The sequence below is a fragment of the Streptomyces sp. LARHCF249 genome (assembly GCF_052871255.1).
The window spans coordinates 14283-39763 of record NZ_JBIXJQ010000011.1 but is presented as its reverse complement, the minus strand read 5'-3'; the positions used below and the strand labels follow the sequence as shown (position 1 = coordinate 39763).

The window sequence follows — 25481 nt, the reverse complement described above, 5'->3', positions numbered from 1 at the left end:
TGGGGGGGGATAGGTGCCGGGGCTCGTCAGGGGGGCTCGGCTGCGGGCCTGCCTAGGCCACGGCGTCGAAGCCGGTGTCACGGGCCATCCGCTTCAGTTCGAGCAGCGCGTGCTTCTCGATCTGGCGGATCCGCTCGCGGGTCAGGCCGTGCTGCTTGCCGACCTCGGTCAGGGTGCGCTCGCGGCCGTCGTCGATGCCGTACCGCATCTTGATGATCGACGCGGTGCGCTGGTCGAGCTTGCCGAGCAGGTCCTCCAGCTCCTCGCTGCGCAGCAGCGAGAGGACGGACTGCTCCGGCGAGATGGCGGACGTGTCCTCGAGGAGGTCGCCGAACTGCGTGTCGCCGTCGTCGTCCACGGACATGTTGAGGCTGACCGGGTCGCGCGCCCAGTCCAGTACGTCGCCCACGCGCTTCTCCGTCGAGTCCAGCTCTGCGGCGATCTCGGCGTGCTCCGGCTCCCGGCCGTGCTCGCGGTTGAACTCGCGCTGGACTCGGCGGATCCGGCCGAGCTCTTCGACCAGGTGGACGGGGAGGCGGATGGTGCGGGACTGGTCGGCGATGGAGCGGGTGATGGCCTGGCGGATCCACCACGTGGCGTACGTGGAGAACTTGAAGCCCTTGGCGTAGTCGAACTTCTCGACCGCGCGGACCAGGCCGGCGTTGCCCTCCTGGATGAGGTCGAGGAGCGGCAGGCCGCTGCGCGGGTAGCGGCGGGCGACGGCCACGACGAGGCGCAGGTTGGAGCGGATGAAGACTTCCTTGGCCCGCTCGCCCTCGGCGGCCAGCGCCTCGAGCTCCTCGCGGGACGGAGTGGCGTCCTCGCGCTCTATGACTCCGTCGAGGATCTGCTGGGCGTACACGCCCGCCTCGATGATCTGGGAGAGCTCCACTTCCTTTGCCGCGTCGAGCAGCGGGGTGCGCGCGATCTCGTCCAGGTACATGCCGACCAGGTCGCGGTCTGCGATCTCCCCGCCCACAGCGCGGGCGCTGCTCGTGGACTGACGACGGGCGACGGCGCGGGTTGCCATGCGTGCTCCCTTGCGATGAGTTCGGTCGCGGTGCGGCTGCCGGACGGCCGCCCTGGCGGGGCGGTGCATCCCCGGACACTCTCCCGAGTGCCCGCTTCCGAAGGAAACAACGACTGGAATCGGGACAGAATTCCCACGCCGCCCCCTCTTTTTCGAGATCTTGCAGTATCCTGCGCCGCCACGAGAGGGGGCAGGGTGTCGCAGGACGAAGAAGTGCAGGTCAGGCCCGGACCGGGAGGCGGACCTCCACGGACGTCTTGACTCCGGAACAGCTCCGACCCCTGGCTGCACTCCCACCCTGAAGACGGCCCGCACCGGCTTCTGGTTGCCTGGACGGGCGATCGAACCGCTGGATACGCGACAAGCAGCCCATTTCACCGGAAACGGCTGGGCCACCCCCCGTCCGGGTGAGGTCGCTGCATATTCCCGCGGCATGGGACGCCGCCTCCCTAGCGTCGGAGAGTCGCTTGTGCCGCCCGGTCGGCGACGCCCACACTCAGAGGAGGTGCTGCACATGACCGCTCTCGCCCACGAGACGCTGGAGGCCGTAATGCCGAAGGTCGCGACTTCCCCGTCGGACCTGGACGACGTCCTGTGGCAGGCATGGAAAGCCATGGAACTCCCCGAGGGCTACCACGCCGAGATCGTCGAGGGGTTCATCGAGGTGTCACCCACGGGTCGCTACTCACACGGTCGGATCGCCAATCGCCTGAGGGACGAGTTGGTCGCCTTCCTCGCACAGAGCGAGTTCCGCGCCCGCCAGGACATGAACGTCATCCACAAGCGCAAGGTCTGGATCCCGGACGTCTTCATCGCCTTGGAAGACGCCGAGGAGCACGTCACCGAGGACGGTCTGGGAATCGATGCCTCCGCGGTCCAGCTCATCGCGGAAGTGGTGTCACCCGGGAAGGAATCCCTCGAGCGCGACCGCGAACGCAAGCGCCGGGCGTACGCCCGGGCCGGGATCCCCGTGTACGTGATCATCGACGACTACGACGGGCACGGCACCGTCAGCATGCTGAGCGGACCCGTGCCCGGAGAGGCGCGGTACGCCTCCGAGGTGCGGATGCCCTACGGGACCGAGGTGGTCGTACCCGAAGGGCCCGCCAAGGGGTTCGTGATCGGCGAGGCGATCACGGGGGCGCTGCGGGCCCCGTCCTAGCCGAACTGGAGGGATCGCTTCGAGAGGCCCATCCAGAAGCCGTCCACCGCGTCGCGGCGGGCGGTGAGGTCGCCGGAGGCCTCCGCCGCGCCGAGGGTGACGAAGAGCGGGGCGAAGTGTTCCGTACGGGGGTGGGCGAGGCGGCCCGAGGGGGACTTCGCCTCGAAGTCGAGCAAGGAGTCCACGTCGCCCGCCGCCAGGGCCTCGTGGCCCCACGCGTCGAACTCCGCCGACCAGGCGGGCACGCCCGCGTGGCGCAGGGCGGCCAGATTGTGGGTGAAGAAGCCGCTGCCCACGATCAGGACGCCCTCGTCGCGCAGGGGCGCCAGCTTGCGGCCGATGTCCATCAGGCGGCGCGGGTCCAGCGTCGGCATGGAGACCTGGAGGACCGGGACGTCGGCCTCCGGGAACATCTCCACCAGCGGGACGTACGCGCCGTGGTCCAGCCCGCGGTCCGGTATGTCCTGGACGGGCGTGCCGGGTGCCCGGAGCAGCTTGCGGACCGACTCGGCGAGCCGCGGAGCGCTCGGAGCTTCGTAGCGGACCTGGTAGTAGTGCTCGGGGAAGCCCCAGAAGTCGTAGACGAGCGGGACCTGCCGGGTGGCGCCGAGGGCGAGCGGGGCCTCCTCCCAGTGGGCCGAGACCATCAGGATGGCGGTGGGGCGGGGCAGCTCCGCGGACCATGCGGCCAGCTCGCCCGGCCAGACCGGGTCGTCCGCGAGCGGGGGCGCTCCGTGGCTGAGGTAGAGCGCCGGCATGCGGGTCGGGGCGGGGGTCACGGGGCGCTCCTCGGTCGTCGGTATCGGCTCCTCCGTACGGGGTCGCCCAAAAAGACTAACCCCGCTTGATTCAAATTTGAACCAAGCGGGGTGGTCAGTCATTCCGGGTCGGGTACTCCCGCCGTCGCCCCCGTCAGTGGGCGATCACCGGAACCTTGACCTCGGTGTCCTCGGCCGAGCCGGAACCGGAGGCCACCGGGCCGCCCGCGCCGGGACGGCCGGTGTTGATGAGGGTCAGCGCGAGGACCGAGCTGGCGACCAGGATGCCGACGGCCCACCAGATCGCGGAGGAGTAGCCCTCGACCATGGCCTGGGCCTGGATCAGCTTGCCCGCCGCGCCGCCCGCAGCGGCCTCGGCCGCGTGGTCGGTCAGGTACGCCGTCGTCGCCGAGGCGGCGATGGTGTTCAGCAGCGCGGTACCGATGGCGCCGCCGACCTGCTGCGAGGTGTTGACCATGGCGGAGGCGACGCCGGCGTCGGCCGGGTTCACCCCGTGCGTGGCCAGGGACATGGCCGGCATGAACGCCGTGCCCATGCCCAGGCCGAGCAGCAGCTGCGCCGGCAGGATCAGCGCCGGGTACGAGGACCCGACCTCGAGCTGGGTCAGCAGCAGCATGCCGGTGGCGGCGAGCAGGAAGCCCGGCCCCATCAGCAGGCGCGGCGCGACCCGGGTCATCAGCCGGGCGCCGATCTGCGTGGAGCCCGTGATCATGCCCGCGATCATCGGCAGGAAGGCGAAGCCGGTCATGACGGGCGAGTAGCCCTTCACGACCTGGAGGTAGTAGGTGAGGAAGAGGAACAGGCCGAACATCGAGATGACGGCCAGGCCGAGCGAGAGGTAGACGCCTCCGCGGTTGCGCTCCAGCAGGACGCGCAGCGGCAGCAGCGGGGACTTCACCTTGGACTCGACGAAGACGAACGCCGCCAGCAGCACCGCCGAGGCGATGAACATGCCCACGGTGACGCCGTCCGACCAGCCGGCGGACTCGGCGCGGGTGAAGCCGTACACCAGCGAGACGAGTCCGAGGGTGGACAGCACCACGCCGGGGATGTCGAGCGGCGCGCGGTTGCGGGAGCCGGCGGACTCGCGGATGACCAGCCAGGCACCCACGGCCGCGATGATCGCGAACGGGATGTTGACGAAGAAGGTCCAGCGCCAGTTGAGGTACTCGGTGAGGACGCCGCCGAGGATCAGGCCGACGGCGCCGCCGCCGCCCGCGATGGCACCGTAGATGCCGAAGGCCTTGGCGCGCTCCTTGGCGTCGGTGAACATCACCGCGAGCAGGGAGAGTGCCGCCGGGGCGAGGAGTGCGCCGAAGGCGCCCTGGAGGGCGCGGGCGCCCAGCATCATGGCCTCGCCGGTCGCGGCGCCGCCGAGCGCGGAGGCCAGGGCGAAGCCGATGAGGCCGACGACGAAGGCGTTCTTACGGCCCCACTTGTCGGCGATGCGGCCGCCGAAGAGGAGCAGTCCGCCAAAGGCCAGCGCGTACGCGGTGATGACCCATTGGCGGTTGCCGTCGGAGATGCCGAGGTCGGTCTGGGCGGAGGGGAGGGCGATGTTCACGATCGTCGCGTCGAGGACGACCATCAGCTGCGCCAGGGCTATGAAGATGAGCGCCTTCCAGCGGCTGGGGTCGGCGGCCAGCTGCGGTGTCGCGGCTGTTTTTGGCATGGGTGTACCCGATTTCACTGTGCGGAATGACTGGAATCGACCGGTAAAGCCTATTGAGGGAGTTCTGGGCGTGTCACATGGTTTTCTGCCTCAAGTCTTCGAACGTGGCGGCCGAGCCGGGCAGTTCGGAGCGGGCCGGGGCCCTCAACCCGTCGAGGAAGAGCTGGAGATGGCGGTGGACGAAGCGGTCGGTGTCGAGGCAGGCGGTGCCGGGCAGGGGGCGGCTGAGCTGCGAGAGGGCGACCATCAGGTCGCCGACGCCGATGTCCGTGCGGACCAGTCCGGCGTCCTGACCGGTCGCCAGCAGGGCCTCGACGCCGGCTTCCAATGCGTCGCGCACCTCGAGGAGTTCGGGGTGCTCGAGGTCGAAGTCGCCGTCGAGCATGGTGCACAGGGCCCCGATCCGCTCGTCGGCGGCGGCGTGCGTGAACCGGCACAGCGCGGCGAAGGCGTCGGGCTCTTCGGCGAGCGCGGCCTCGGCCTGGGCGCTGACCCGGCCCATCACGTAGAGCACGACGTGGTGGACGAGGGTGGGGCGGTCGGGGAAGTGCCGGTACAGGGTGGCGTTTCCGATGCCCGCCCGGCGGGCGACCTCGTCGAAGGCGGCCGTGGAGCCGAACTCGACGAACGCCTCGCGGGCCGCCGCCAGGATCCGCTCGCGGTTGCGGACGGCGTCGGCGCGCGGGCGCGGGACGGGGCCCGAGCCCGGGCCCGGAGACCCCTGACACGCGTGCGCCGGGTGTGCCGCATGGGGCGCGTGCGGCGCGGTAGCGGCCGCGGCCTCGGGCGCCGCCAGGCCCACGGCCGCTCCCTTGACGGGCAGGGCCGCCGGGGCGGTGGTGCTGGGGCGCTTCATTCCGGGCCTCCCTGGCGCGGTGACACGTACGGCGCCCGTCCAAACGGGGAGCCGGTCCCCACTTCGCGGGACTCACGTACAAACGGGGATCCGCTCCCCGGTTATTTCACCCCTCCGTGTGACCTGAGTCACGCACCGCTTCACGTTCGGCCTCTCCCGGCGCGCGGGCGCGCCGCAGCCGTCGGAGGGTGACGAACAGAGCGCAGTCCGGACAGGGCCGGCTGCCGCGGACCCGAAGGCGATCTCCATGCCGCAGACCCGCCGGCGGATACGCAGATCACGCCGTACCGGCCTGTACATCGGCCTGACCGCACTGGCCCTCGGCGTCACCGCGACGGCGAGCACGGGGATATCCGGCCGCAGCCACTCGGCGGCCGGGCCCGTGGCCACGACCGCCGAATCCGCTCTCGCGCCCTGCCGGATCGCCGGCACGATGGGCGTGCAGATGTCCGAGGGCCTGCCGACGCCGCCCGGGTACGCGCGCTCGACCGGCGAGGTCAAGGCGCTCAACCTGATGATCGACTTCCCCGACGCCAAGGGCGAGGGCACGGCCATGGACCGGCTGGCGGAGTTCTTCCCCCAGACGTCCAACTGGTTCCGGACCAGCTCCTACGGTCGGCTCAGCTACCGGGCCGAGGCCCCGATAAGGACCTGGCTGCGGATGCCGATGCCCTTCGCGGCGTACGGGATCGAGCGCGGGTCCGCGTACGAACCGGGCTACCGGCAGCTCGTCGAGCACATCGCGAAGGCCGCCGATTCCGAGGTGGACTTCAGCACCTACGACCTGGTCAACATCCTGGTGACGCCGAACGCCGGGCCGTCCGCCCTGGACACCGTCCTGTCGGTGACCTTCTCGGGCAACGGCGAGGCGCCGGTCGCCGACGGCGTGCCGCTCGCCAACACGTCCTTCGTCTACAGCCGCCAGGACGACGGCTCCGGCACCTACCGGGAGACCGGCTACCGGGTGCTCCCGCACGAGAACGGGCACGTCTTCGGGCTGCCCGACCTGTACACCTCCGACGGCGGGGGCGCCGTGGGGCACTGGGACATCATGAGCGAGGACTGGGGCTCCAACAACGACCTGCTGGGCTGGCACAAGTGGAAGCTGGGCTGGCTGGACAGCACGCAGATCAGCTGCGCGTCGAAGTCCGGCGCCAGCGACCACGTCCTGTCGCCGCTGGCGGTCTCGGGCGGGACGAAGCTGGCGTTCATCCCGCTGTCCGAGACCGCCGGGTACGCGGTGGAGGTCCGCACGCAGGCCGGGAACGACGAGGCCGTCTGCAAACCCGGCGTCCTCGTCTACAAGGTGGACTCCGACGTGGACACCGGGCGCGGTCCGGTGACGGTGTCGGACAGCGCGACCTCGAGCGGCGGCTGCACCCGGCGGCCCAACGTGCACGCGGAGCTGTCGGACGCGCCGTTCCGCCCGGGCGAGACGTTCACCGACGAGAAGGCGGGCATCAGCGTCTCGGTGGTGGGCGAACTGCGCAACGGCAGCTACCAGGTGCGGATCATCCGGCCCTGACGTTCCGGACCGGACCGGCCCGATCCGAAGGGCAGGCCCTAGGGTGGGCCGCATGGAGTCCTACACCATCGGACAGGCCGCGCGGCTGCTGGGCGTGAGCGTCGACACCGCCCGCCGGTGGGCGGACGCCGACCGCTTTCCCACCCGCCGGGACGGCAAGCGCCGCATCGTCGACGGTCCCGACCTGGCGGCGTTCTGCGTGGAGGCCGCTCAGGAGGCCGCCTCCGCCGAGGACTCGGACGCCCCGTACACCTCGGCGCGCAACGCCTTCCCCGGCATCGTGACCGGGATCAAGCTCGGCGACGTCGCGGCCCAGGTCGAGGTGCAGGCCGGACCGCACCGCGTGGTGTCCCTGCTGACCCGGGAGGCCGTCGAGGAACTGGGGCTGGAGGTCGGCATGCGGGCCACCGCCCGGGTGAAGTCGACCAGTGTGCACATCGACCGCGGCTGAGCGGGTCAGCCCCCTCCCCCGGTCAGTGACGCGCGGGGAGGGTGAGCTCGACGCGCTCGGCCGCATCGGCCTCGGCAGGGGCCGCCGGTGAGGCGGGTGCCGGGGGTGCCGGGGGCACGGTTCCCGGCCGCCGGCGGTCCGCCGCCTTCTGCACGCGCCGGCCAAGGCGCTGCATCGGGATCTCGACCAGGCGGTACATCAGGTAGCTGACGGCCAGCACGACGCCGAGGAACACCCCCGTCCAGGCGATCCGACCGAGCGCCGAGGACGGCTGCGGCGGAACGCCCACGAGCGGTTCGACGGCGCGCAGCAGCGGGATGTGCAGCAGGTACACCGAGAAGCTGACCGCGCCGAGCCAGGTCAGCGCCTTCGGGAAGCGGCGCCCCCGCAGGAGGAAGCCGATGCCGAAGAGCACCCATGCGGCGAGGTAGGCGATCGACCAGGCCTTCCAGCCCGCGGACCAGGTCCGCTCCAGAGCCTCGCCCCGGTTGTACAGCCAGCCGGTCAGCACACCCGCGACGACGACGAACCCGCAGGAGAGCAGGGCCGGTACCCGGGCGAGCTGGCCGTGCTGCGCCCGGTACACCACGGTGCCGGCGAACATGGTCGCGAAGATCATCCAGGTCTCGAAGGCGGGGGCCCGGCTGTTCAGCGTGACCAGGACCAGGCCGACCCCGGCGAGCAGCAGGGCGCCCGTCCCGGTCGGCATCCGGCGGCCGCTCAGCACGCCGGCGAGGCCCACGAGCACGATCGGCGTCACGATCAGCAGGAGCTGCCGGGTCGAGCCGAGTTCCGCGCTCAGGAGCTGGCTGCCGACGGCCGTACCGGCCGCCAGGGCGACGCCGGCCAGAGCCACCGCGATCGGCCCGCTGTGCCGGTGCAGGCCGCGGGTGAACAGGGCGGTGACGAAGAAGTAGAAGACCATCTCGTAGCACAGCGTCCAGGTGACGTTCAGACCGTTCTTGACGCCGAGCAGGTCCTGGAGCATCAGGCCGTTCGCGACCAGCGAGGACGGGTCGTCGCCGGTCCTCAGCAGCGAGACCGAGCCGTCCCCGGCCGGCAGCATCATGATCGAGAGGACGAAGGCGGCGATCAGGGCCGGGTAGATCCGGAAGATCCGGCCGATCCAGAAGCCGCGGACATCGCCCCGCCGCTCCAGCGAGGCCGGGATGATGTAGCCGCTCACGATGAAGAAGAGCATGACGCCGAACAGGCCCATGTCGAAGTTCCGCCAGACCATGCCCCCGAAGGGCAGCATCCTCAGCACGTCGAAGTGGTGCAGTGCCACGATCAGCGCGGCGACGCCGCGCAGCGCGTCCAACCAGCCGAGCCGGACACCGGGTGCGGCGGCCGGTGGGGCGGACGTCCGCGGGGAGCGTGTGGGTATGAGCTTCACCGCAGGGACGATAGCCGACGCCCCGGCGGCCGGCCGTCGCCCACGGACCGCCCGAGGTCAGCGGCTCGACCAGGTCCGCCGGACAGCGCCGGCGGCCCTGCCCGGCCCGCGCTCCATCACGACGGACCGGCCCGGGGTCGTCGGGCAGGTCGTGCACTCCCGAGTCGGTCGGGCGCCCCCAGCGACTCGGGATCGGGCGCGACAGCCCCATGGCGAGGAGGCTGAGCGGTGCCCACCTGCTCTTCGGCGCTCAGCCTGCCGCTACGAGCTCGGATTCGCTGCCGAAGAGCAGGGGCTTCAGCTGTGCGCGGGCCGTGTACGGCGCCGCGCGGCGGTGTAGCCGGCCGGGCCGGAGCCGATGCTGACGACCTCGCGTACGTCGTTCGTCATGACGGGGTCAGCTCTCCTGCTTCTTCGCGCTCTTGGTGTCGATCTCGGCGACGAGGCCCTCGATGAGGGCCTTGATCTCGTCGCGGATGGGGCGGACGGCTTCCACGCCCTGGCCGGCCGGGTCCTCGAGCTGCCAGTCGAGGTAGGTCTTGCCGGGGAAGTACGGGCAGGCGTCGCCGCAGCCCATGGTGATGATGTAGTCGGAGGCCTGGGCGGCCTCGGGGGTCAGGACCTTGGGCTTCTGGTCGGAGATGTCGATCCCCAGCTCGGCCATCGCGGCCACGGCGGAGGGGTTGACCTGCTCTCCGGGGACGGAGCCGGCCGAGCGGACCTCGACCCGGTCGCCCGCGAGGTGGCGCAGGAATCCGGCGGCCATCTGCGAGCGGCCTGCGTTGTGGATGCAGACGAACAGCACGGATGCGAGCGGGGTGGAGGACATCGTCTCTTCCTTCAATCCAAGAACTCAGCCCGGACTGGTATCAGCCCTGCGTGATGTGACAGTATCAGTACATGATGACGTCAGTCGACACTGATCTGATCCGGGTTCTGGCCGACCCGCTCAGGCTCCGGATCGTGACCCTCCTGGCCAAGGAGACGCTCTGCACCACCCACCTCGTGGAGGAGACGGGTGCCAAGCAGACGAACCTCTCCAACCACCTCAAGGTGCTGCGCGAGGCCGGAGTCGTCGAGACGGAGCCATGCGGGAGATTCACGTACTACCGCCTGCGCCCGGAGGTCATCGAAGCCGTCGCCGGCCAGTTCGCCGCTCTTGCCCAGACCGCCCGCGCCACGGCCGAGGCGAACGTCAAGCGGTCCTGCCCGTAGTCCGCCCGCTCTGCCTTGCCCCCGACCTTTACCTGCACCCGCACCTGCCCGAGGAGAAGTCGTTGTCCGCCATCCAGCCCGCAGCGGAGGCCGTCATAGACGCCGACGCGCCGCAGCCCGCACCCGGTGCGACCCCGCCGCGCACGCCGCTGATCGCCCGCGCCGCCGCCGAGCTGGTCGGCACCGCCGCGCTGGTCGCGGTCGTGGTCGGCTCCGGCATCCAGGCCACCGAGCTCACCCAGGACGTCGCCCTGCAGCTGCTGGCCAACTCCACGGCCACCGTCTTCGGCCTCGGCGTGCTCATCGTGCTCCTCGGCCCGGTGTCCGGCGCCCACTTCAACCCGGCCGTCACGCTGGCCGAGTGGTGGACGGCCCGTCGCGGTGGAGCGGGGGTCACGGGGCGCGAGCTGGCCGTCTACGCCCCCTCCCAGATCGCGGGCGCGATCGCGGGCGCGATCCTGGCGGACGCGATGTTCGGCGAGCCCCTGGTGAAGTGGTCCACCCACGACCGCTCGGCCGGGAACCTGCTCCTCGGCGAGGTCGTGGCCACCGCCGGACTGATCCTGCTGATCTTCGGCCTCGCCCGTACCGACCGCCTGCGCTTCGCGCCCGTCGCGGTGGCCTCGTACATCGGCGCCGCGTACTGGTTCACGTCATCCACCTCCTTCGCGAACCCGGCGGTCACCGTCGGCCGCGCCTTCACCGACACCTTCGCGGGCATCGCCCCGGCCTCGGTCCCGGCCTTCATCGGCGCCCAGCTGGCCGGTGCCGTACTGGGCCTGGCCCTGGTGGCGGTCATCTTCATGCGCGGAAAGACGGAGCAGGGGGCACCCGCCGCATGACGCGGCACGCGGATGTGGTGGTGGTCGGCGGTGGCCAAGCAGGGCTCGCCGCCGGCTACTACCTGCGCCGGGCGGGCATCGACTTCACCATCCTCGACGCCCAGACGACTCCCGGCGGAGCCTGGCAGCACGCCTGGGACTCCCTCCACTTGTTCTCCCCGGCCGCCTACTCCTCCCTGCCCGGCCGCCTCATGCCGCAGCAGGAGGGCAAGCCGTTCCCCGACGTCTCGCACGTGCTGGAGTACCTCGCCGACTACGAGAAGCGGTACGAATTCCCCCTCCAGCGCGGCGTCCGCGTCACCGGCGTCCACGACGCCTCACGCCTCCTGCGCATCGAGACGGACACGGGCCCCTGGACCGCCCGCGCCGTGATCAGCGCCACCGGCAACTGGTGGCGCCCCTTCCTGCCCGCCGTCCCCGGCCGGTCGGCCTTCCGGGGCCGCCAGCACCACACGGTGGAGTACCGAAGCCCCTGGGACTACGCCGGCCAGCGCGTGATCGTCGCGGGCGGGGGAAACTCCGGCGCTCAGATCGCCGCCGACCTCGCCCCGCACGCCACGGTCCGCTGGGTCTCCCAGCGGCCCGCCCGCTACCTCCCGGACGAGATCGACGGCAGCGCCCTGTTCCAACTGGCCACCCGGCGCGTCCAGTCCGGCGGTCCCCGCATCTCCGACCTCGGCGACATCGTCGCCGTCCCGCCCGTACGCGCCGCCCGGGACGCCGGCCTCATCCCCGACCACCGCATGTTCGACACCCTCACCCCCGACGGCGCCCGCTGGGCCGACGGCACCCTCTGGCCGTGCGACGCGGTGATCTGGTGCACGGGCTTCCGCCCGGCCCTCTCCCACCTCTCCCCGCTGGGCCTCCGTACCGAAGGCGGCCGCATCCCCACCGAAGGCACGCGTGCCCTCGCGGACCCGCGGATCCACCTCCTCGGCTACGGCGACTGGACCGGCCCGGCCTCCGCCACCCTCATCGGCGTCGGCCGCACCGCCCGCGACGCAGCCCGCGAGATCGCCGAACTCTTCGGCGCCTGAACCGCCGAGGAGCTCGGCACTTCGGCTTCCACCGCCGTCGGCTCACCCCGGACGGGGAGCTCAGCCGATCAGCGGGCTCCGGCGCTCCAGCAGGACCACGTCGCGCCAGATGCCCTGCCGGCGGCCGATGCGCTCACGCGTACCGATGATCCGGAAGCCCGCTCGCTCGTGGAGAGCGAGGCTGGCCGCGTTTTCCGGGAAGATCCCGGACTGGATCGTCCAGATCCCGTCAGCCTCGGTCCTGTCGATGAGGGCCTTCAGCAGGGCGGAGGCGGCGCCGCGGCCGCGCGCCTCGGGGTGGACGTAGACCGAGTGCTCGACCACGCCGGCGTAGGCGCACCGATCCGAAACCCGTGTGGCGGCGATCCAGCCGAGCACGGTCTCCTCGGCGCCGAGGGCGGCGAACCGGTACTCGGGGAGCTTGGCGGCGTCGAACTCCGCCCAGGTCGGGGCGCGGGTTTCGAAGGTGGCGTTGCCTTCGTCGATCCCGCACTGGTAGATCGCCAGCACCTGCTCCGCGTGCGCAGGCACCATCGCCGCGATGGTGATCTCAGCAGCCATCGGAGGGCGCCCCCTCGCCGAGGATCGCGCGTACGGCGCGGGGGAAGACCGTCAGGCAGGTGCGGTTGACCGTGTAGAGGGTGGAGGTGCCCTGCTTCTCGGCGAGGACGAACCGCACCTCGGCCAGGATCTTGAGGTGGTGCGAGACCGTCGACTGGCCGACCTCGGCCCGCGCCACGATCTCGCCCACACTCATCGCCCGGTCCGCGCCGGCCACCAGGTGGAGCAGCCGCACGCGGGTGGGATCGGCCAAGGCCTTGAACCAGCCCGCGTACGTGTGGGCGTCTTCTTCACTGAGCGGCAGGCTGGTCTTCATCGTCCATCGACGATAATCGATAGATCAGGCCGGCGCCAGAAGCCCGCGTCCCACCCGTAGTCCTACGCCTCGCGGGCGGAGCCGCCCAGCAGTGCCCCCATCGCAGCGAGCACGGACGGTTCGACCCGGTAGTACACCCAGGTCCCGCGCCGCTCGGAGGACAGCAGGCCCGCCTCCTTCAGCTTCTTCAGGTGGTGGGAGACGGTCGGCTGGGACACCCCGACGTCGGAGATGTCGCACACGCACGCCTCCCCGCCCTCGGCGGAGGCGACGGCGGAGAACAGGCGCAGGCGTACGGGGTCGCCGAGGGCCTTGAACATCTTCGCCGCGGCCTCGGCCTCGTTCGCGGACATGGCGCGCTCGGTCAGCGGCGGGCAGCAGGGCGCGACGGCCTCGGGCTCGAGGAGCGGCAGAACCTTCGCATTAGACATGCATCTATGTTGACACACATCGAACCAGGTCGGCAGAGGCGGCCTTGATGCGGCCCGTCCGCGCCCTTCACAAGAGACCCCCGATTTGATGAATGTCTATGTTGACGCTCATCGAAGCAGGTGCCATGCTGGAGAGGCAAGCATCGACGGATGTCGAAACAAAAGAGGAGCCTGCCGTGAACGCGCCTGCCACCACCGACCTGCCTGTCGTCGTCATCGGGGCCGGACCCGCCGGACTCGCCGCCGCTGCCCACCTGGTCGACCGCGGCATCGAACCCCTCGTCCTGGAGGCCGGCCCCACCGCCGGCGCCGCGGTCCGCGAGTGGGCACACGTGCGGCTGTTCTCCACCTGGGGCGAGGTCGTCGACCCGGCCGCCGAGAAGCTCCTCGCCCCCACCGGCTGGGTCAAGCCCGACCCGGCCACCTACCCGTCCGGCGGGGACTGGGCCGAGCTCTACCTCCAGCCCCTCGCCGACGTCCTCGGCGAGCAGGTCCGCTACGAAGCGCGGGTCACCGGCGTCTCCCGTTCCGGACGGGACCGCATCGTCGACGCCGACCGCGAGGCGCAGCCTTTCGTCATCCACTACACGACCGCCGACGGAGCCGAGCAGCGCATCCGGGCACGTGCCGTCATCGACGCCTCCGGCACCTGGTCCACCCCCGGCCCGGCCGGCGGCAGCGGACTCGCGGCCCTCGGCGAGAAGGCGGCAACCGACCGCATCACCTACCGCGTCCCGGATCTGAAGGACCCTGCCGTCGCCGCCCGTTACGCGGGCAAGCGCACCGCGGTCATCGGCTCCGGCGCCTCCGCCTTCACCGCACTCGCCTACCTCGCCGACCTCGCCGAGGACCAGCCGGGCACCCACTCCGTATGGATCCTGCGCCGCGGCATCAGCGGCTCGACCTTCGGCGGTGGAGCCGCCGACCAGCTCCCCGCCCGCGGCGCCCTCGGCCTCGCCGCCAAGGCCGCCGTCGACAACGGCTACGCCGACGCCGTCACCGGATTCCGCACCGACACCATCGAGCGTGACGGGGACCGGCTGGTCCTGATCGCAGAGGACGGCCGCCGCCTGGACCCGGTCGACGAGGTCATCGTCCTCACCGGCCTGCGCCCCGACCTGTCCTTCGTCTCCGAACTGCGCCTGGGCCTCGACGAACGCCTCCAGGCGCCCCTGGAGCTGGCCCCGCTGATCGACCCCAACCAGCACTCCTGCGGCACCGTCTACCCCCACGGCGTGAAGGAGCTCTCCCACCCGGAGAAGGACGTCTACCTCGTCGGCATGAAGAGCTACGGCCGCTCCACGGCCTTCCTCGCCATGACCGGCTACGAGCAGGTCCGCTCCATCGCCGCCGCCCTCGCCGGCGACCGGGAAGCCGCCGAGCGCGTCGAGCTCACCCTGCCCGAGACCGGAGTGTGCGGCGGCGCCGGCCTCTTCGACCAGCCCGAGGCCGCCGAGGCGACCGGTGGCGGCTGCTGCGCAGCCCCCGCCACGCTCACGATCGGCGCCCCGGCCTCTTCCGGCGGCTGCTGACCCCCGTGAACCACGTTCAGGCCGACGCGGCCGCGCCCGGGGCGGAAGTCCGGGCGCGGCCGCGCGCCGCCCTGCCCGCCCTCTGCGCCACGCAGATCACCAGCTGGGGCATCGTCTACTACGCCTTCCCCGTCCTCCTCCCACGCCTGACCGCCGACACCGGCTGGTCCACCAGCGCGGCAACGGCCGCGTTCTCCCTCGCGCTCCTGGTCTCGGCCGTCGCCGGGATCCCGATCGGCCGGATCCTCGACCGGCGAGGTCCGCGCGCCGTGATGACCGCCGGCTCCACACTCGGGACGCTCGCCCTGCTGCTCGTCGCGGCCGCCCCCAACCTGACCGTGTTCACCATCGGTTGGCTGCTGGCGGGCGTCGCCATGGCCGCCACCTTCTACCCGCCCGCTTTCGCCGCCCTGACCCGCTGGTGGGGCCGCGACCGCGTCCGCGCCCTGACCATCGTCACGCTCGCCGGCGGACTGGCCTCCACCGTCTTCGCACCCCTGACCGCGCTCCTCGCCGAGCACCTGACCTGGCGGGCGACGTACGCGGTCCTCGCGGTGATCCTCGCGGTCATCACCGTCCCCGCGCACGCCCTGGCCCTGCGCGCCCCCTGGCCGGCCGCCCCACCGCAGCCACCGGCCGTCGACCGCACTCCCATCCCGCGCAGCCGGCCGTTCCTCCTGCTCGCCGCGGCCTTCACCCTCTCCAGCTTCGCCATGTACGCGGTCGTCATGGGGCTCATCCCGCTCCTCACCGAACGCGGCGCCACGCCCACTCAGGCCGCCTGGGCACTCGGGCTGGGCGGGGCAGGCCAGACCCTCGGCCGCACCCTCTACGCGAGCCTGTCCACCCGCACATCCGTCACGACGCGCACCGTCACCCTCATCACCCTCGGCGGCGCGACCACCGCAGCCCTCGCCGTCGTCCCCGGCCCCGTGCCCCTCCTGGTCCTGCTCGCGGTCCTGGCGGGCGTCGTCCGCGGCAACCTCACCCTCCTCCAGGCCACCGCCGTCACCGACCGCTGGGGCACCACCCACTACGGCCGCCTCTCCGCCCTCCTCGGCGCCCCGGCCCACATCACCGCAGCCCTCGCCCCCTGGGCAGGCGCCGCCCTCGCCGGCCCCCTCGGCGGCTACCCGCACCTCTTCGCAGTCCTGGCCGCCATCTCACTCATCGCGACCGCACTGGCAGCCGTCCCCGCCAAGAAGGCACTCCTGAAGGTGAATTAAGGCGGGCCGGACAGTGGACGACCCCCGCCTCACGACCTCTGCGTCACCGAGGGCGACCCGCACGAGCGGGTCCGTGCCGACGGTGCGAACGCCGCCCGCTCATCCCCATCGGCGGCGCCTGGCTCAGCAAGCTGTCGCACCCGCCTCGAAGCGCAGGCGCCGTAGATCGCAGATGCGGATCAAGCGCCACCCGCTACACTGACCGCGGTGGCCAGGCCTCACAGCCAGGTCTCCGCACGCCTTCGTAGCTCAGGGGATAGAGCACGGCTCTCCTAAAGCCGGTGTCGCAGGTTCGAATCCTGCCGAGGGCACATCACGAGGACCTCCCGCCGTAATCGGCTGGGGGTCCTCGTCGCGTTGTGGTTGGATGGCTCCCGTGTCGCGTGACGCCGCCTACTGAGATGTGGGCCGGGCGGTGGTCGGGCAGGCACCTGTTGTCGAAGGACCGGGCCCATGGGCAATTACGCCACCGGCTACGGGTGATCCCCCTCGGTTGTACCGCTGCCATCGCACGCATACACACCGTGAGGAATCCACACTCCGTGTCTTCTTTCAATCAAGCTGTCATCGAAGAGTTCCGGGCGAACGCCGGCCGGGTCGGCGGGCCCTTCGAAGGATCCGAGCTGATCCTGCTCACCACCACCGGGGCCAGGTCCGGGAAGCCGCACACCGTCCCGCTCGGGTTCGTACAGGACGGGAGCGGGGAGCTGCTCGTCGTCGGGTCCGCGGCCGGGGCCGACCGGCATCCCGCCTGGTATCACAATCTGCTCGCGCGTCCCCTCGTAGAGGTCGAGACCGGGACCGAGGAGTACGAGGCCGTCGCCGTACCCGCCGAAGGGGCGCGGCGGGACGAGCTGTTCGCGCGCGTCGTGGGCGAGGCGCCCGGGTACGGGGAGTACCAGGAGCGGACCGGGCGGGTGATTCCCGTCGTGGCGCTCCAGCGCACGCACGAGGTGCCCGCCGCGGAGGGCGGGGTCGCCGGGAAGCTGCTCGAGGTGCACGGGTGGCTGCGGGCGCAGCTGGCCCTCGTACGGGAGCAGGCGCGCAGCGGTGGACCCGGGTCGCTCGGGCTGCAACTACGCCAGCACTGCCTCGCGTTCTGCCACACCCTGGAGTTCCACCACCGGAGCGAGGGCGCCGGGCTGTTCCCGTACCTGGAGCAACAGCATCCGCACATGGGCGGGTTCTTCCGCAGGCTCGATGGCGAGCACCAGGTCATCGCGAAGCTCCAGGAGGAGCTCGTACGCGCGCTGGACGGGCCGCCCGGTGACGGCGACGCCGGGTTCAGCGAGCGGGTGGAGCGGCTGAGCCGGGAGCTGGAGGCGCATCTCGACAGCGAGGAGGCGCAGTTGCTTCCGGTGCTGCGGGCTCTGGGAGCGTAACGCGGGCCTCGGCGCCGCCCTCCTGCGGATTGCGGAAGGCGAGGGTGGCGCCGAGGGCGCGGGCCTGGCCCGCGGCGATGGTCAGGCCCAGGCCGTGGCCCTTGTTCATGCCCTCCGTACGGAACCGCTGCGGGCCGGCGGTGAGCAGGTACTCCGGATAGCCGGGGCCCGCGTCCGCCACCGTCACGGTCCGGCCGTCCACCCGCAGCGTGACCGGGGCCGCGCCGTGCTTGTGGGCGTTGGCGACGAGGTTGCCGAGGATCCGCTCCAGGCGCCGCCGGTCCGTCTCCACCCGGAGGGACGAGACCACCTCCAGCCGCGTGTCGGTGCCCGAGGCGCGGATCGTGCGGGCCGCCAGGGCGGCCAGGTCGTACGTGTCCAGGTCCACGCGTTCGCTGCCCGTGTCCAGCCGGGAGATCTCCAGGAGGTCCTCGGTCAGCGCGCGCATCGCCTGGACGCGGTCCCGTACGAGTTCGGCCGGGCGTCCCGGCGGCAGGAGCTCGGCGGCCGCGTTCAGGCCGGTCAGCGGGGTGCGGAGCTCGTGGGCCACGTCCGCCGTGAACCGCTGCTCCGCCTCCAGCTTGCACTGGAGCGTGGAGGCCATCGTGTCCAGGGCCCGGGAGACCGCCGCGACCTCGTCCTTGTTGCGCGCGCTGTCGTCGACCCGCGCGTCCAGGTCGCCCGCGCTGATCCGGCGGGCCACCTGCGCCGTCAGGTGCAGCCGCCGGGTGATCCGGGTGACGCCGACCGCGCCGATGAGCAGGGTGCCGCCGATGGCGAGCACCGAGGAGCCGAGGATGGCCCGGTCCAGCTCGGCGATGGTCCGCTCGGCGGCGGTGAAGTCCACGGACACGGCTATCGCGGTGTCCTGGTCGGCCGGCGCCGCCGCCCACATCGCGGAGCGGCCGCGGTGTTCGCCGATGGCCGTGGCGCGCTTGCCGCTGAGCGCCAGTGCGCGCAGCTCCGGCGGCAGGCCGACGGGGTCGATGCCCTCGCCGCGCGCCATCCGCGCGCCGATCTCGTACGCCGCGATGGTCCGGTCCAGCTTGGCGAGCGCCTTCTCGCGCGCCGTGCTGACCGTCTGGTGGGTCATGGCGCCGTGGACGAGGCCGCCGAGCAGGGCCGCGAGCCCGCAGCACATGAGGGTGATGAAGACCGCGGCCTTCCAGGTCAGGGTCGAGGTCCAGGCGGGCAGCCGAAGGGTCGTCATCGTGAGGTCACGGTAATGGGGCCTCCCGGGCGCTACGCCACCAGGTCGGCGTAGAAGATGACGTTGTTGGTGCGGTGGCCGTCCTTCAGCTCACCGCCGCAGGTGAGCAGGCGCAGCTCGGGGCGGCCGGTGTCGCCGTAGACCTTGTCGGTCGGGAAGTCCTCCTTGTTCACGTCCTCGATTTCGCGGATCTTGAACTTGGCGGTCTTGCCGTCCTCGCGCGAGACCTCCACCAGGTCGCCGAGCTTGATCTTCTTGACGTCCTTCATCAGTGCCGGGCCGTACTTGGTGTCGAAGTGCGCGACGAGGACGGAGACGCCCTTCTCGCCCGGGGTGACGCCCTGCGTCCACCAGCCGGGGCTGTTCGCGTCGGTCTCGGCGTCGGGCACCCCGAGCTCGCCGGTCGCGGCGTCCACCTTCAGGTCGACCATCTTCTTCGCGTCCACCCCCGCCGCATCGATCTTCATGCCGGTCGGCTCGGACCGGGGCAGCGCCGGGGCGCCGCCTCCGGTGTCGGCCACCGGGGCCGCCGTACTGCCGACCTTGGGATCCGGGGGCAGGGCGGTCCCGGAGCCGGAGCCGGAGCCGCAGGCGGCGAGGGTGCCGGTGACGGCGACGGCGAGGGCGGTCACCGCCAGTGCGCGGCGGGCGGGTGCGGGGGTGCGGGTCATGGGCAGGACGTTACGAGGGGCGTGTGTGGGTCGTCCGTCGGCAATGTAACGGTTGTCCGGATACTCGCCCGCGAAGTCGTGACGGACGTCGTCACGGACGTCGTCACGGTGTGGCGACGGCACGAAAATGCCCTCCCGGCCGGGGCCGGAAGGGCGTCTCGAAAGGGTCAGATCAGTCAGCTCAGGCCTCTGCTGCGCTCGCCGATGCGGTCACCCTGCGGAGTGCCGGCCCGCTTCAGGGCCGCCTTCGTGTGCGCCCCGCCCTTGACCTTGCTGCGCAGCGGACCGTCGAAGCCGTGGCCCGGCGGGCGCGGCGGCCGGTCCGGCTCGTGCGCCTGGGGGACCTCTCGGAAGTCCTGCTTCTGCTCTTTGCTCATCCCGTCGTCAACTCCTTCGGGAAGCACCCAATCGGACTACTGGGATGGTATGCAGATATACGGCCCAACGCACCCGGACCGGACGTAAAGGATGGTGGATCAAGGCCGGGGCGGCGCCGCCCGCTCCGGCGGCCCCAGCGTGCCGTGGATCAGCTCCTCCGGGCAGGGCGTGCCCCGGGGCAGCTGGTACTTCGCCGCCACCCGGTACTCCCCCGGGGCCGGCGCCAGCAGCTCCGTCCAGACGTCGCCCGCGTCGTCCGGGGCTGCCTTGAACAGGCATCCCGCCGTGTTCGCGTACTCCTTCGGAGAAGCCGCCTTCGCCTTCGACGCGAAGGTCTCGTCCGGCGGCGCCACCGGCTTGCCCGCACCGTCCACGAGCCCCAGCCACGGCGAGTGCGGGATCCGTACGAGCACCCGCCCGGCCTGCTTCACGTCGATGACGAGCCGGTCGGCGCCCGCCCGGACCACCGTCGCCGGCCCGGACACCAGGTCCGTCGGCTGGTGGACCTTGAACAGCTGCCAGTTCGCGTCGCCCCACACCTGCTGGAGGTACGGGAGCCCCTCGCGCAGCAGCTTCGCCTCGTCCTCCCCGCCCGAGTCGGGTTTGTCGGCGGGCAGCACCACGTAGTGCACCGCCCAGCGCTCGAGCCAGGCCCGGTAGTTGTCGGCGGTCAGGGTGTCGTCGTAGAAGAGCGGGTTCCGCTCCAGGTCGGCCTGCCGGTTCCAGCCGCGCGCGAGGTTCACGTACGAGGGGAAGGCAGAGGACTCCCGGTGGCTGCTGGCCGGGACCACCTCGACCCGGCCCCGATCGGCGCCCGCCTTCTGCAGCTGGTCGACGAGCGGGGCCAGCTCGCGGTTCCAGGCGGCCACCGGAGTGGTGCGGACGATGTCCGTGATGCTGTTGGTGGTGATCCAGATGTTCAGCCCGGCGAAGGCGAGCAGCAGCGCGTACCACCGCCGCGTGCGCGGGACCGCGTACGGGAGGGCCGCGAGCAGCACCGCCCCGCCGAAGAGCATGATCAGCCGGGTGACGTTCGAGCCGATCTGGGAGTCGATCGCCCAGGTCAGGAACACCCCGAACGCGTAGACGGCCGAGGAGATCCGGACCGTCTTCCACCGCTCGGGTACGAGGAACAGGACCGCCAGCGCGAACACGAACGGCAGCCACGCCGAGCCGAACTTCATCGGCTGCGTCCCGGAGAAGGGGAACAGCCAGGACGACAGCCCGACCACGGCCACGGGGGCCAGGCCCAGCGCGTACGCCCCCGGCCGCCGCCCGCTCAGGAACAGCGCGGCCGCGATCACCCCGAGGAAGAGCCCGGCGACCGGGCTGGAGGCGGTCGCGAGCCCGGCCAGCGCAGCCGCCACGGCCGCCTTGGCCCAGCGCCGCTCCGCCCACTTGCGCGGCCAGCAGAACACGGCGGCGACGGCGCCGAGCGCGAACATCACGCCGAGGCCGAAGGTGACGCGGCCCGACAGGGCGTTGCACAGCAGCCCGTACACCCCGGCCAGCGCGGGCCACAGGGGCTCGCGCACGACGCCGCGGCAGCGGGTCAGGACCAGGGCGAGCAGCCCGGCCGAGACGGTGCCCGCGATCATCATCGTGGTCCGGACACCGAGCATGTGCATGAGGTACGGCGAGACCACGCTGTACGAGACGGGGTGCATGCCTCCGTACCAGGCGAGGTTGTACGCCGAGTCGGGGTGGCGGCCCACGAACTCGGCCCAGGCGTCCTGCGCGGCGAGGTCGCCGCCGCTGTTGGCGAAGCTGAAGAACCAGACGACGTGCAACACCCCTGCGAGCAGCGTCGACGCGGCGATGGGATGGCGGCGGACCCGGTCCAGAGCCCGCGTTCCTATGCCGCCCGGGCCGGGGGCCGGGTCGGGGCCGGGGAGCGCGGACACCGTCGCGCCGCCGCCGTGGCCCTCGCCGCGCCGGCCCTCCTGCTGCTGCCGCTGCTCAGCGGTGGTCACTGACGTACTCCCCAACACATGAGTCCACACCCGCACACACGTCTACGCCCATACGTCTACGTCCCCGGACCCAAGACGCGTCCCGGCGCCCCGGGGTTGCCCGGGACGCCGGATCCGCGCTCTCACCCGGCGGTCAGCCGACGCGCGTCAGCTTGCCGCCGATGCCGGGCGCTGCGAGCTCGCTCTGGAGCGCCACCGGCACCTTCACCTGGCTGGCGCCCTCGCCGACGGTGAGCACGCCGATCTCGGTGCCGGCCTTGGCGGTCTGCGGGATCTTGCCGCCGCCGTCGGCCAGCTTGACGTTCACGGTGAGCGAGGCCCAGCCGACCGCCTGCACGTCGGCGGTCGCGACGACCGGGGTCCGGCCGCCGAGACCGTCGTCCACGTAACCCACGACAGTGCCCTTCTTGACGACGGGCGCGCCTTCGAGGGCCTTCTGCGTGGCGATCATCAGCTGCTTGCTCGCGGCGAGCACGCTGTCGATGATCGGCGGCTTGTGCTGGCCGAGGACGGCTCCGACGATCAGCTGGTTGGTGTTGCCGATCTTCTTCTGGGCGGCGAACAGGAGGTTTCCGCCGGCCTTCGTCGTCGTACCGGTCTTGATGCCGAGCGACTCGTTGTACGGGACGAGGCCGTTCCAGTTCCGCCAGGACTTGCCCGACGGGTCGACCCAGCTGGGCTTCTTGGTGATGTCCAGCAGCGCCTCGATCTCGACGAGCTTCAGGCCCAGCTTCACCTGGTCCTCGGCGGTGCTGACCGTGGTCGCGTCCAGACCCGAGGGGTCGGTGTACGTGGTGTTGGCCATGCCGAGTTCCTTGGCGGTGTCGTTCATCTTCTTGACGAACGCCTCCTGGGAACCGGCGTCCCAGCGCGCGAGCAGCCGCGCGATGTTGTTGGCCGACGGGATCATGAGGGCGGCGATCGCGTCGTACTCCGAGATCTTGTCGCCCTCCTTGACCGTGTCGAGGGTGGACTCGTTGTTGACCGAGTCGTTCTTCTTGCCCTCGGTCTCGGCCTGCTTGTCCACGTCGATCATCTGGCCCTGCTCACCCTTCTTGATGGGGTGGTCGCGCAGGATGATGTACGCCGTCATCGACTTGGTGACGCTGGCGATCGGCACGGGCTTCTGCTCGCCGGACTGGCCGAGCGTGCCGAGGCCGGCGGCGGCCATGTAGGCCTGGCCCTCGCTGGGCCAGGGCAGCTCGGGCTTGGTGCCGCCGAAGGTGTACGAGGACTTCTCGGTCATCACGAGCTTCGGCTCGGGCAGGGGGCGCACCAGCTGCACGACGGCGAGGATGATCGCCAGGAGCACGGCGAGCGGGAAGTAGATCTTGAACCGCCGGATCGCGGTGCGGAGCGGGCTCGGCGGCGGGGGCGGGTTGTTCGTGAGGTCCGCCAGCATGTCGAGCGGCGGCTTGGGCGGCAGCGGCTGCTGGGTGGTCCGCTCGCTGCGGTCCATCGAGGCGGGGGCCGGAGCCGGCGCCGGGGCCTTGGCCGTCGGCTTGGGCGTGGCCTTGGGCGTGGCCTTGGGCTCCTGCTCTCCGGGCTCGTCGGTCCGCAGCGGCACGAAGGTGCTGGCCTTGGGCGGCGCGGAAGCGGAATCGGCGGGGGCCGCCGGCTTCACGGCACGGAACACGGCCGTGCGCTCGCTGTCGCCGGCCTCCGCATCGGCGTCCACGGCGGGAATCCGAAACACCCCGGTCCGCTCCCGGGGCGCGGGCTCCTTGACGGGCGCGTCCGGCCGCACGGCTCGGAACACGGCAGTCCGCTCACTGTCGGCGGCCTCGTCGGCCGGAGCGGCCTTCGGCTGCGCCGAAGCGGAGTCGGCGGGCCGCTCGACGGCAGCAGGCTTCGCGGCGCGGTCGCCGCCGACCGGCTCGTCGACCGGCCCGCTGACCGAAGCGGAATCAGCCGGGCCGGCCTCCGGCGCCGCCGGAGCGGAATCAGCGTCAGCCGACGGGGCGGCCTCGTCGGCCGGGGCAGGTGTCGGCGCCGCCGAAGCGGAATCCGCCGGGGCAGCCTTCGGCGTCGTCGGCCGCACCGCACGGAACACCGCCGTGCGCTCACTGTCGGCCGGGGCAGCCTCCGGCGCCGCCGGAGCGGAATCGGCAGGAGCCGGCTTCACGGCGCGGAACGCGGCGGTGCGGTCGTCGGCGACCGCCGGAGCGGAATCAGCGTCAGCCGACGGGGCGGCCTCGGCGGTCGGGGCAGGCGTCGACGCCGCCGAAGCGGAATCCGCCGGGGCGTCCTTCGGCGTCGTCGGCCGCACCGCGCGGAACACCGCCGTGCGCTCACTGTCGGCCGGGCCGGCCTCCGGCGCCGCCGGAGCGGAATCGGCAGGAGCCGGCTTCACGGCGCGGAGGGCAGTGGTGCGGTCGCTGTCGGCCGGGGCAGGCTCCGGCGCAGCCGACGCGGAATCGGCGGCCGGGGCGGGATCGGTCGGCTCGGGCTCGGGCGTGTCGGACGGCTCGTCCGCCGTGGCGACCCACGCCGCGACCGCGTCGCGGAGGGCGTCCCGGCTGTCGGAACCATCCGGCTCCGGTTCCGCGTCTGCGTCAGCGTCTGTGTCCACGCCTGTGTCCACGTCACCCGAGGGGCCCTCAGGATCCCTCTGCCGGAACACCGACAGCCTCGGATCACGCTCCGCGGAGGTCGACGCCGCCCCCGACGTTCCTTCTTCAACCGACTTGTCGGGGGACTCGCCCGCCACCAGTTCCTCCTCCATCGTCGCCACGTCCGGCTGTCCGAATGTCTAACAGTGTCCCGTCTAGGGGGCATCGCCCCCGTGCTAGACGAGAACGACATAGCTGCGGGTTCCCCCACAAAGCGGCCACGCGCTCTCGACAGATGAATGTGAGAGGCGTCACCCTGTCACTCATCCACGCGGGGAGGCATGGATGGGCAGGAGCCGCAGAACAATTCCGGAGGAGCTTCTGCTGCTCGCCTTGGACCCGGCCACGGGTACCACGGCGCAGCCGCAGTCGCTCGACCTCGGCCTGGCCGGGGCACAGCTAGTGGAGCTGGCTCTGGCAGGACGGATAGCCCCTGACGGGGATCGTATCGCCGTGGTGATGCCACGGCCGACAGGAGATCCGACTCTGGACTCCGCACTGGAATTGCTGCGCAGGCGCGGCAGTCCGGTACGGGCCGTCCACTGGATTGGCGGACCCCGACTGGGGCTCCGCCAGATTTACCTCGCTCACCTGGAGCGCTGCGGCATGGTCCATGCCGTCGCGGGCCAGATGTGCGGGGTGCTGCCGACGACTCGCTACCAGGCGACGGACACGGCGATCAGCCGGGAGATCCGTGCCCGGCTGGACACGGCGATCCGCACCGGCGTCCCGCCGGACCCGCGGACCGCCGCGCTTGCCGCACTGGCCCACGCGGTCGGACTCGGCAAGCACCTGTACCCCGGCAACGAGGGGCGGTCGTCCAGATCCCGGCTGCGGGACCTGATCCGGCACGACCCGATGGGCGGACTCGTGGCGCACGCCGTGATGGACGTCCAGAACGGTGTGGCCGCACAGCCGCGCCGTGACCGCGCCCCGGTACCGCCCGCCCGGGCCACGGCAGGCAGCGTTCCGCTGCAGCCGCGCCGGACGGGTGCGATGGCCCGCGCGGCCGCGCACTGATCCACCGCTCCACCCGCTCCACCGCAACGCCATCACCACGCCGGCGCGCGGGGTGGCGAGGCCGGTCCGCCGGTCCCGCCGCCCCGCGCGTCTGTTTTTCCGGGCCGTTCCCCAGCGCCGCAGCACCCTTCGGTGGCAGTCTGCTCAGCATCAGACACGCAGAGAGACAGACAGCTGCACGACAGAAGAAGGCGGAGGTGCCGT

The 25481-nt window shown here is 71.8% G+C and carries 24 protein-coding genes, 1 tRNA gene and 1 pseudogene; 12 read left to right on the top strand and 14 right to left on the bottom strand.

Features of this window, described 5'->3' with window-relative positions:
* Positions 1-52: 52 nt before the first annotated feature.
* On the bottom strand, positions 53-1030 hold the full coding sequence (locus tag ACIPUC_RS28325; protein ID WP_446593122.1) for a sigma-70 family RNA polymerase sigma factor: 978 nt from the start codon (positions 1028-1030) through the stop codon (positions 53-55).
* Between the two features lie 248 nt (positions 1031-1278).
* Between ACIPUC_RS28325 and ACIPUC_RS28320 the strand changes: the two are divergent.
* Positions 1279-1414: pseudogene (locus ACIPUC_RS28320) on the top strand (GNAT family N-acetyltransferase); the annotation flags it as partial.
* Positions 1415-1544: 130 nt separating this feature from the next.
* On the top strand, positions 1545-2192 hold the full coding sequence (locus ACIPUC_RS28315; protein WP_446593120.1) for a Uma2 family endonuclease: 648 nt from the start codon (positions 1545-1547) through the stop codon (positions 2190-2192).
* Here the strand turns inward: ACIPUC_RS28315 and ACIPUC_RS28310 are convergent.
* The 3 genes from ACIPUC_RS28310 to ACIPUC_RS28300 form a co-directional block, all read right to left on the bottom strand.
* Entirely contained in the window at positions 2189-2950 is a 762-nt protein-coding gene (locus ACIPUC_RS28310) for a dioxygenase family protein (RefSeq protein WP_446593374.1), read from the bottom strand. The two genes, ACIPUC_RS28315 and ACIPUC_RS28310, sit on opposite strands and share 4 nt — an antisense overlap.
* Positions 2951-3104: 154 nt before the next feature.
* On the bottom strand, positions 3105-4643 hold the full coding sequence (locus tag ACIPUC_RS28305) for an MFS transporter (RefSeq protein ID WP_446593119.1): 1539 nt from the start codon (positions 4641-4643) through the stop codon (positions 3105-3107).
* Between the two features lie 73 nt (positions 4644-4716).
* Entirely contained in the window at positions 4717-5499 is a 783-nt protein-coding gene (locus tag ACIPUC_RS28300) for a TetR/AcrR family transcriptional regulator (protein WP_446593117.1), read from the bottom strand.
* A gap of 247 nt (positions 5500-5746) precedes the next feature.
* Between ACIPUC_RS28300 and ACIPUC_RS28295 the strand changes: the two genes are divergently transcribed.
* Together ACIPUC_RS28295 and ACIPUC_RS28290 are read left to right on the top strand one after the other, a co-directional pair.
* A complete protein-coding gene (locus ACIPUC_RS28295; protein ID WP_446593115.1) occupies positions 5747-7024 on the top strand; it encodes a M6 family metalloprotease domain-containing protein in 1278 nt (425 codons plus the stop codon).
* 52 nt (positions 7025-7076) lie between these two features.
* Positions 7077-7475 (top strand): TOBE domain-containing protein, encoded by a 399-nt coding sequence (locus ACIPUC_RS28290; protein WP_446593114.1) that lies wholly within the window; start codon positions 7077-7079, stop codon positions 7473-7475.
* 22 nt (positions 7476-7497) lie between these two features.
* On the opposite strand, the gene ACIPUC_RS28285 is transcribed toward ACIPUC_RS28290, so the two are convergent.
* Together ACIPUC_RS28285 and ACIPUC_RS28280 are read right to left on the bottom strand one after the other, a co-directional pair.
* Positions 7498-8871: an acyltransferase family protein gene (locus tag ACIPUC_RS28285; RefSeq protein ID WP_446593112.1), complete on the bottom strand. Its 1374-nt coding sequence runs from the start codon at positions 8869-8871 to the stop codon at positions 7498-7500.
* Between the two features lie 397 nt (positions 8872-9268).
* Positions 9269-9700, bottom strand: a complete 432-nt coding sequence (locus tag ACIPUC_RS28280) for an arsenate reductase ArsC (protein ID WP_446593110.1) — start codon at positions 9698-9700, stop codon at positions 9269-9271.
* Positions 9701-9771: 71 nt separating this feature from the next.
* On the opposite strand from ACIPUC_RS28280, the gene ACIPUC_RS28275 reads away from it, so the two are divergent.
* The 3 genes from ACIPUC_RS28275 to ACIPUC_RS28265 all read left to right on the top strand — a co-directional run bounded on the left by ACIPUC_RS28275 (position 9772) and on the right by ACIPUC_RS28265 (position 11965).
* Positions 9772-10086, top strand: coding sequence for an ArsR/SmtB family transcription factor (locus ACIPUC_RS28275; protein WP_446593108.1), 315 nt, complete (start codon positions 9772-9774; stop codon positions 10084-10086).
* 62 nt (positions 10087-10148) lie between these two features.
* The gene (locus ACIPUC_RS28270) at positions 10149-10928 is read left to right on the top strand and encodes an aquaporin (protein ID WP_446593106.1); all 780 of its coding nucleotides are present in this window, start codon (positions 10149-10151) and stop codon (positions 10926-10928) included.
* Complete coding sequence (locus ACIPUC_RS28265) at positions 10925-11965, top strand: ArsO family NAD(P)H-dependent flavin-containing monooxygenase (RefSeq protein ID WP_446593105.1); 1041 nt, start codon at positions 10925-10927, stop codon at positions 11963-11965. Before ACIPUC_RS28270 ends, ACIPUC_RS28265 begins: the two co-directional genes overlap by 4 nt.
* 60 nt (positions 11966-12025) lie before the next feature.
* On the opposite strand, the gene ACIPUC_RS28260 is transcribed toward ACIPUC_RS28265, so the two are convergent.
* From ACIPUC_RS28260 to ACIPUC_RS28250, 3 genes are all read right to left on the bottom strand, one after another.
* Positions 12026-12526 (bottom strand): N-acetyltransferase family protein, encoded by a 501-nt coding sequence (locus tag ACIPUC_RS28260; protein ID WP_446593103.1) that lies wholly within the window; start codon positions 12524-12526, stop codon positions 12026-12028.
* Positions 12516-12842 carry an ArsR/SmtB family transcription factor gene (locus ACIPUC_RS28255; RefSeq protein ID WP_446593101.1) on the bottom strand — a complete coding sequence of 109 codons (327 nt, stop codon included), beginning with the start codon at positions 12840-12842 and terminating at the stop codon, positions 12516-12518. The genes ACIPUC_RS28260 and ACIPUC_RS28255 overlap by 11 nt, the downstream gene beginning before the upstream one ends.
* A 62-nt stretch (positions 12843-12904) precedes the next feature.
* Positions 12905-13273, bottom strand: coding sequence for an ArsR/SmtB family transcription factor (locus ACIPUC_RS28250; RefSeq protein WP_446593099.1), 369 nt, complete (start codon positions 13271-13273; stop codon positions 12905-12907).
* A 176-nt stretch (positions 13274-13449) separates the two neighbouring features.
* Between ACIPUC_RS28250 and ACIPUC_RS28245 the strand changes: the two genes are divergently transcribed.
* The 4 genes from ACIPUC_RS28245 (at position 13450) to ACIPUC_RS28230 (ending at position 17413) form a co-directional block, all read left to right on the top strand.
* Positions 13450-14805 carry an NAD(P)-binding domain-containing protein gene (locus ACIPUC_RS28245; RefSeq protein WP_446593097.1) on the top strand — a complete coding sequence of 452 codons (1356 nt, stop codon included), beginning with the start codon at positions 13450-13452 and terminating at the stop codon, positions 14803-14805.
* Between the two features lie 5 nt (positions 14806-14810).
* Complete coding sequence (locus ACIPUC_RS28240; protein WP_446593095.1) at positions 14811-16031, top strand: MFS transporter; 1221 nt, start codon at positions 14811-14813, stop codon at positions 16029-16031.
* A 238-nt stretch (positions 16032-16269) separates the two neighbouring features.
* Positions 16270-16342, top strand: a tRNA-Arg gene (locus ACIPUC_RS28235).
* 231 nt (positions 16343-16573) lie between these two features.
* Positions 16574-17413, top strand: coding sequence for a nitroreductase/quinone reductase family protein (locus ACIPUC_RS28230; protein ID WP_446593093.1), 840 nt, complete (start codon positions 16574-16576; stop codon positions 17411-17413).
* Here ACIPUC_RS28230 and ACIPUC_RS28225 read toward each other — a convergent pair.
* The 5 genes from ACIPUC_RS28225 to ACIPUC_RS28205 form a co-directional block, all read right to left on the bottom strand.
* Positions 17316-18623 carry an ATP-binding protein gene (locus ACIPUC_RS28225; RefSeq protein ID WP_446593092.1) on the bottom strand — a complete coding sequence of 436 codons (1308 nt, stop codon included), beginning with the start codon at positions 18621-18623 and terminating at the stop codon, positions 17316-17318. The genes ACIPUC_RS28230 and ACIPUC_RS28225 overlap by 98 nt on opposite strands.
* Before the next feature lie 32 nt (positions 18624-18655).
* Positions 18656-19294, bottom strand: a complete 639-nt coding sequence (locus ACIPUC_RS28220; protein WP_446593090.1) for a sortase domain-containing protein — start codon at positions 19292-19294, stop codon at positions 18656-18658.
* 176 nt (positions 19295-19470) lie between these two features.
* A complete protein-coding gene (locus ACIPUC_RS28215) occupies positions 19471-19671 on the bottom strand; it encodes a hypothetical protein (RefSeq protein ID WP_446593088.1) in 201 nt (66 codons plus the stop codon).
* Positions 19672-19770: 99 nt separating this feature from the next.
* A complete protein-coding gene (locus ACIPUC_RS28210) occupies positions 19771-21645 on the bottom strand; it encodes an MFS transporter (RefSeq protein WP_446593087.1) in 1875 nt (624 codons plus the stop codon).
* 133 nt (positions 21646-21778) lie between these two features.
* Positions 21779-24217, bottom strand: a complete 2439-nt coding sequence (locus ACIPUC_RS28205) for a D-alanyl-D-alanine carboxypeptidase family protein (protein WP_446593086.1) — start codon at positions 24215-24217, stop codon at positions 21779-21781.
* A 325-nt stretch (positions 24218-24542) separates the two neighbouring features.
* Between ACIPUC_RS28205 and ACIPUC_RS28200 the strand changes: the two genes are divergently transcribed.
* A complete protein-coding gene (locus tag ACIPUC_RS28200; protein WP_362594380.1) occupies positions 24543-25277 on the top strand; it encodes a GOLPH3/VPS74 family protein in 735 nt (244 codons plus the stop codon).
* Positions 25278-25481 lie beyond the last annotated feature (204 nt).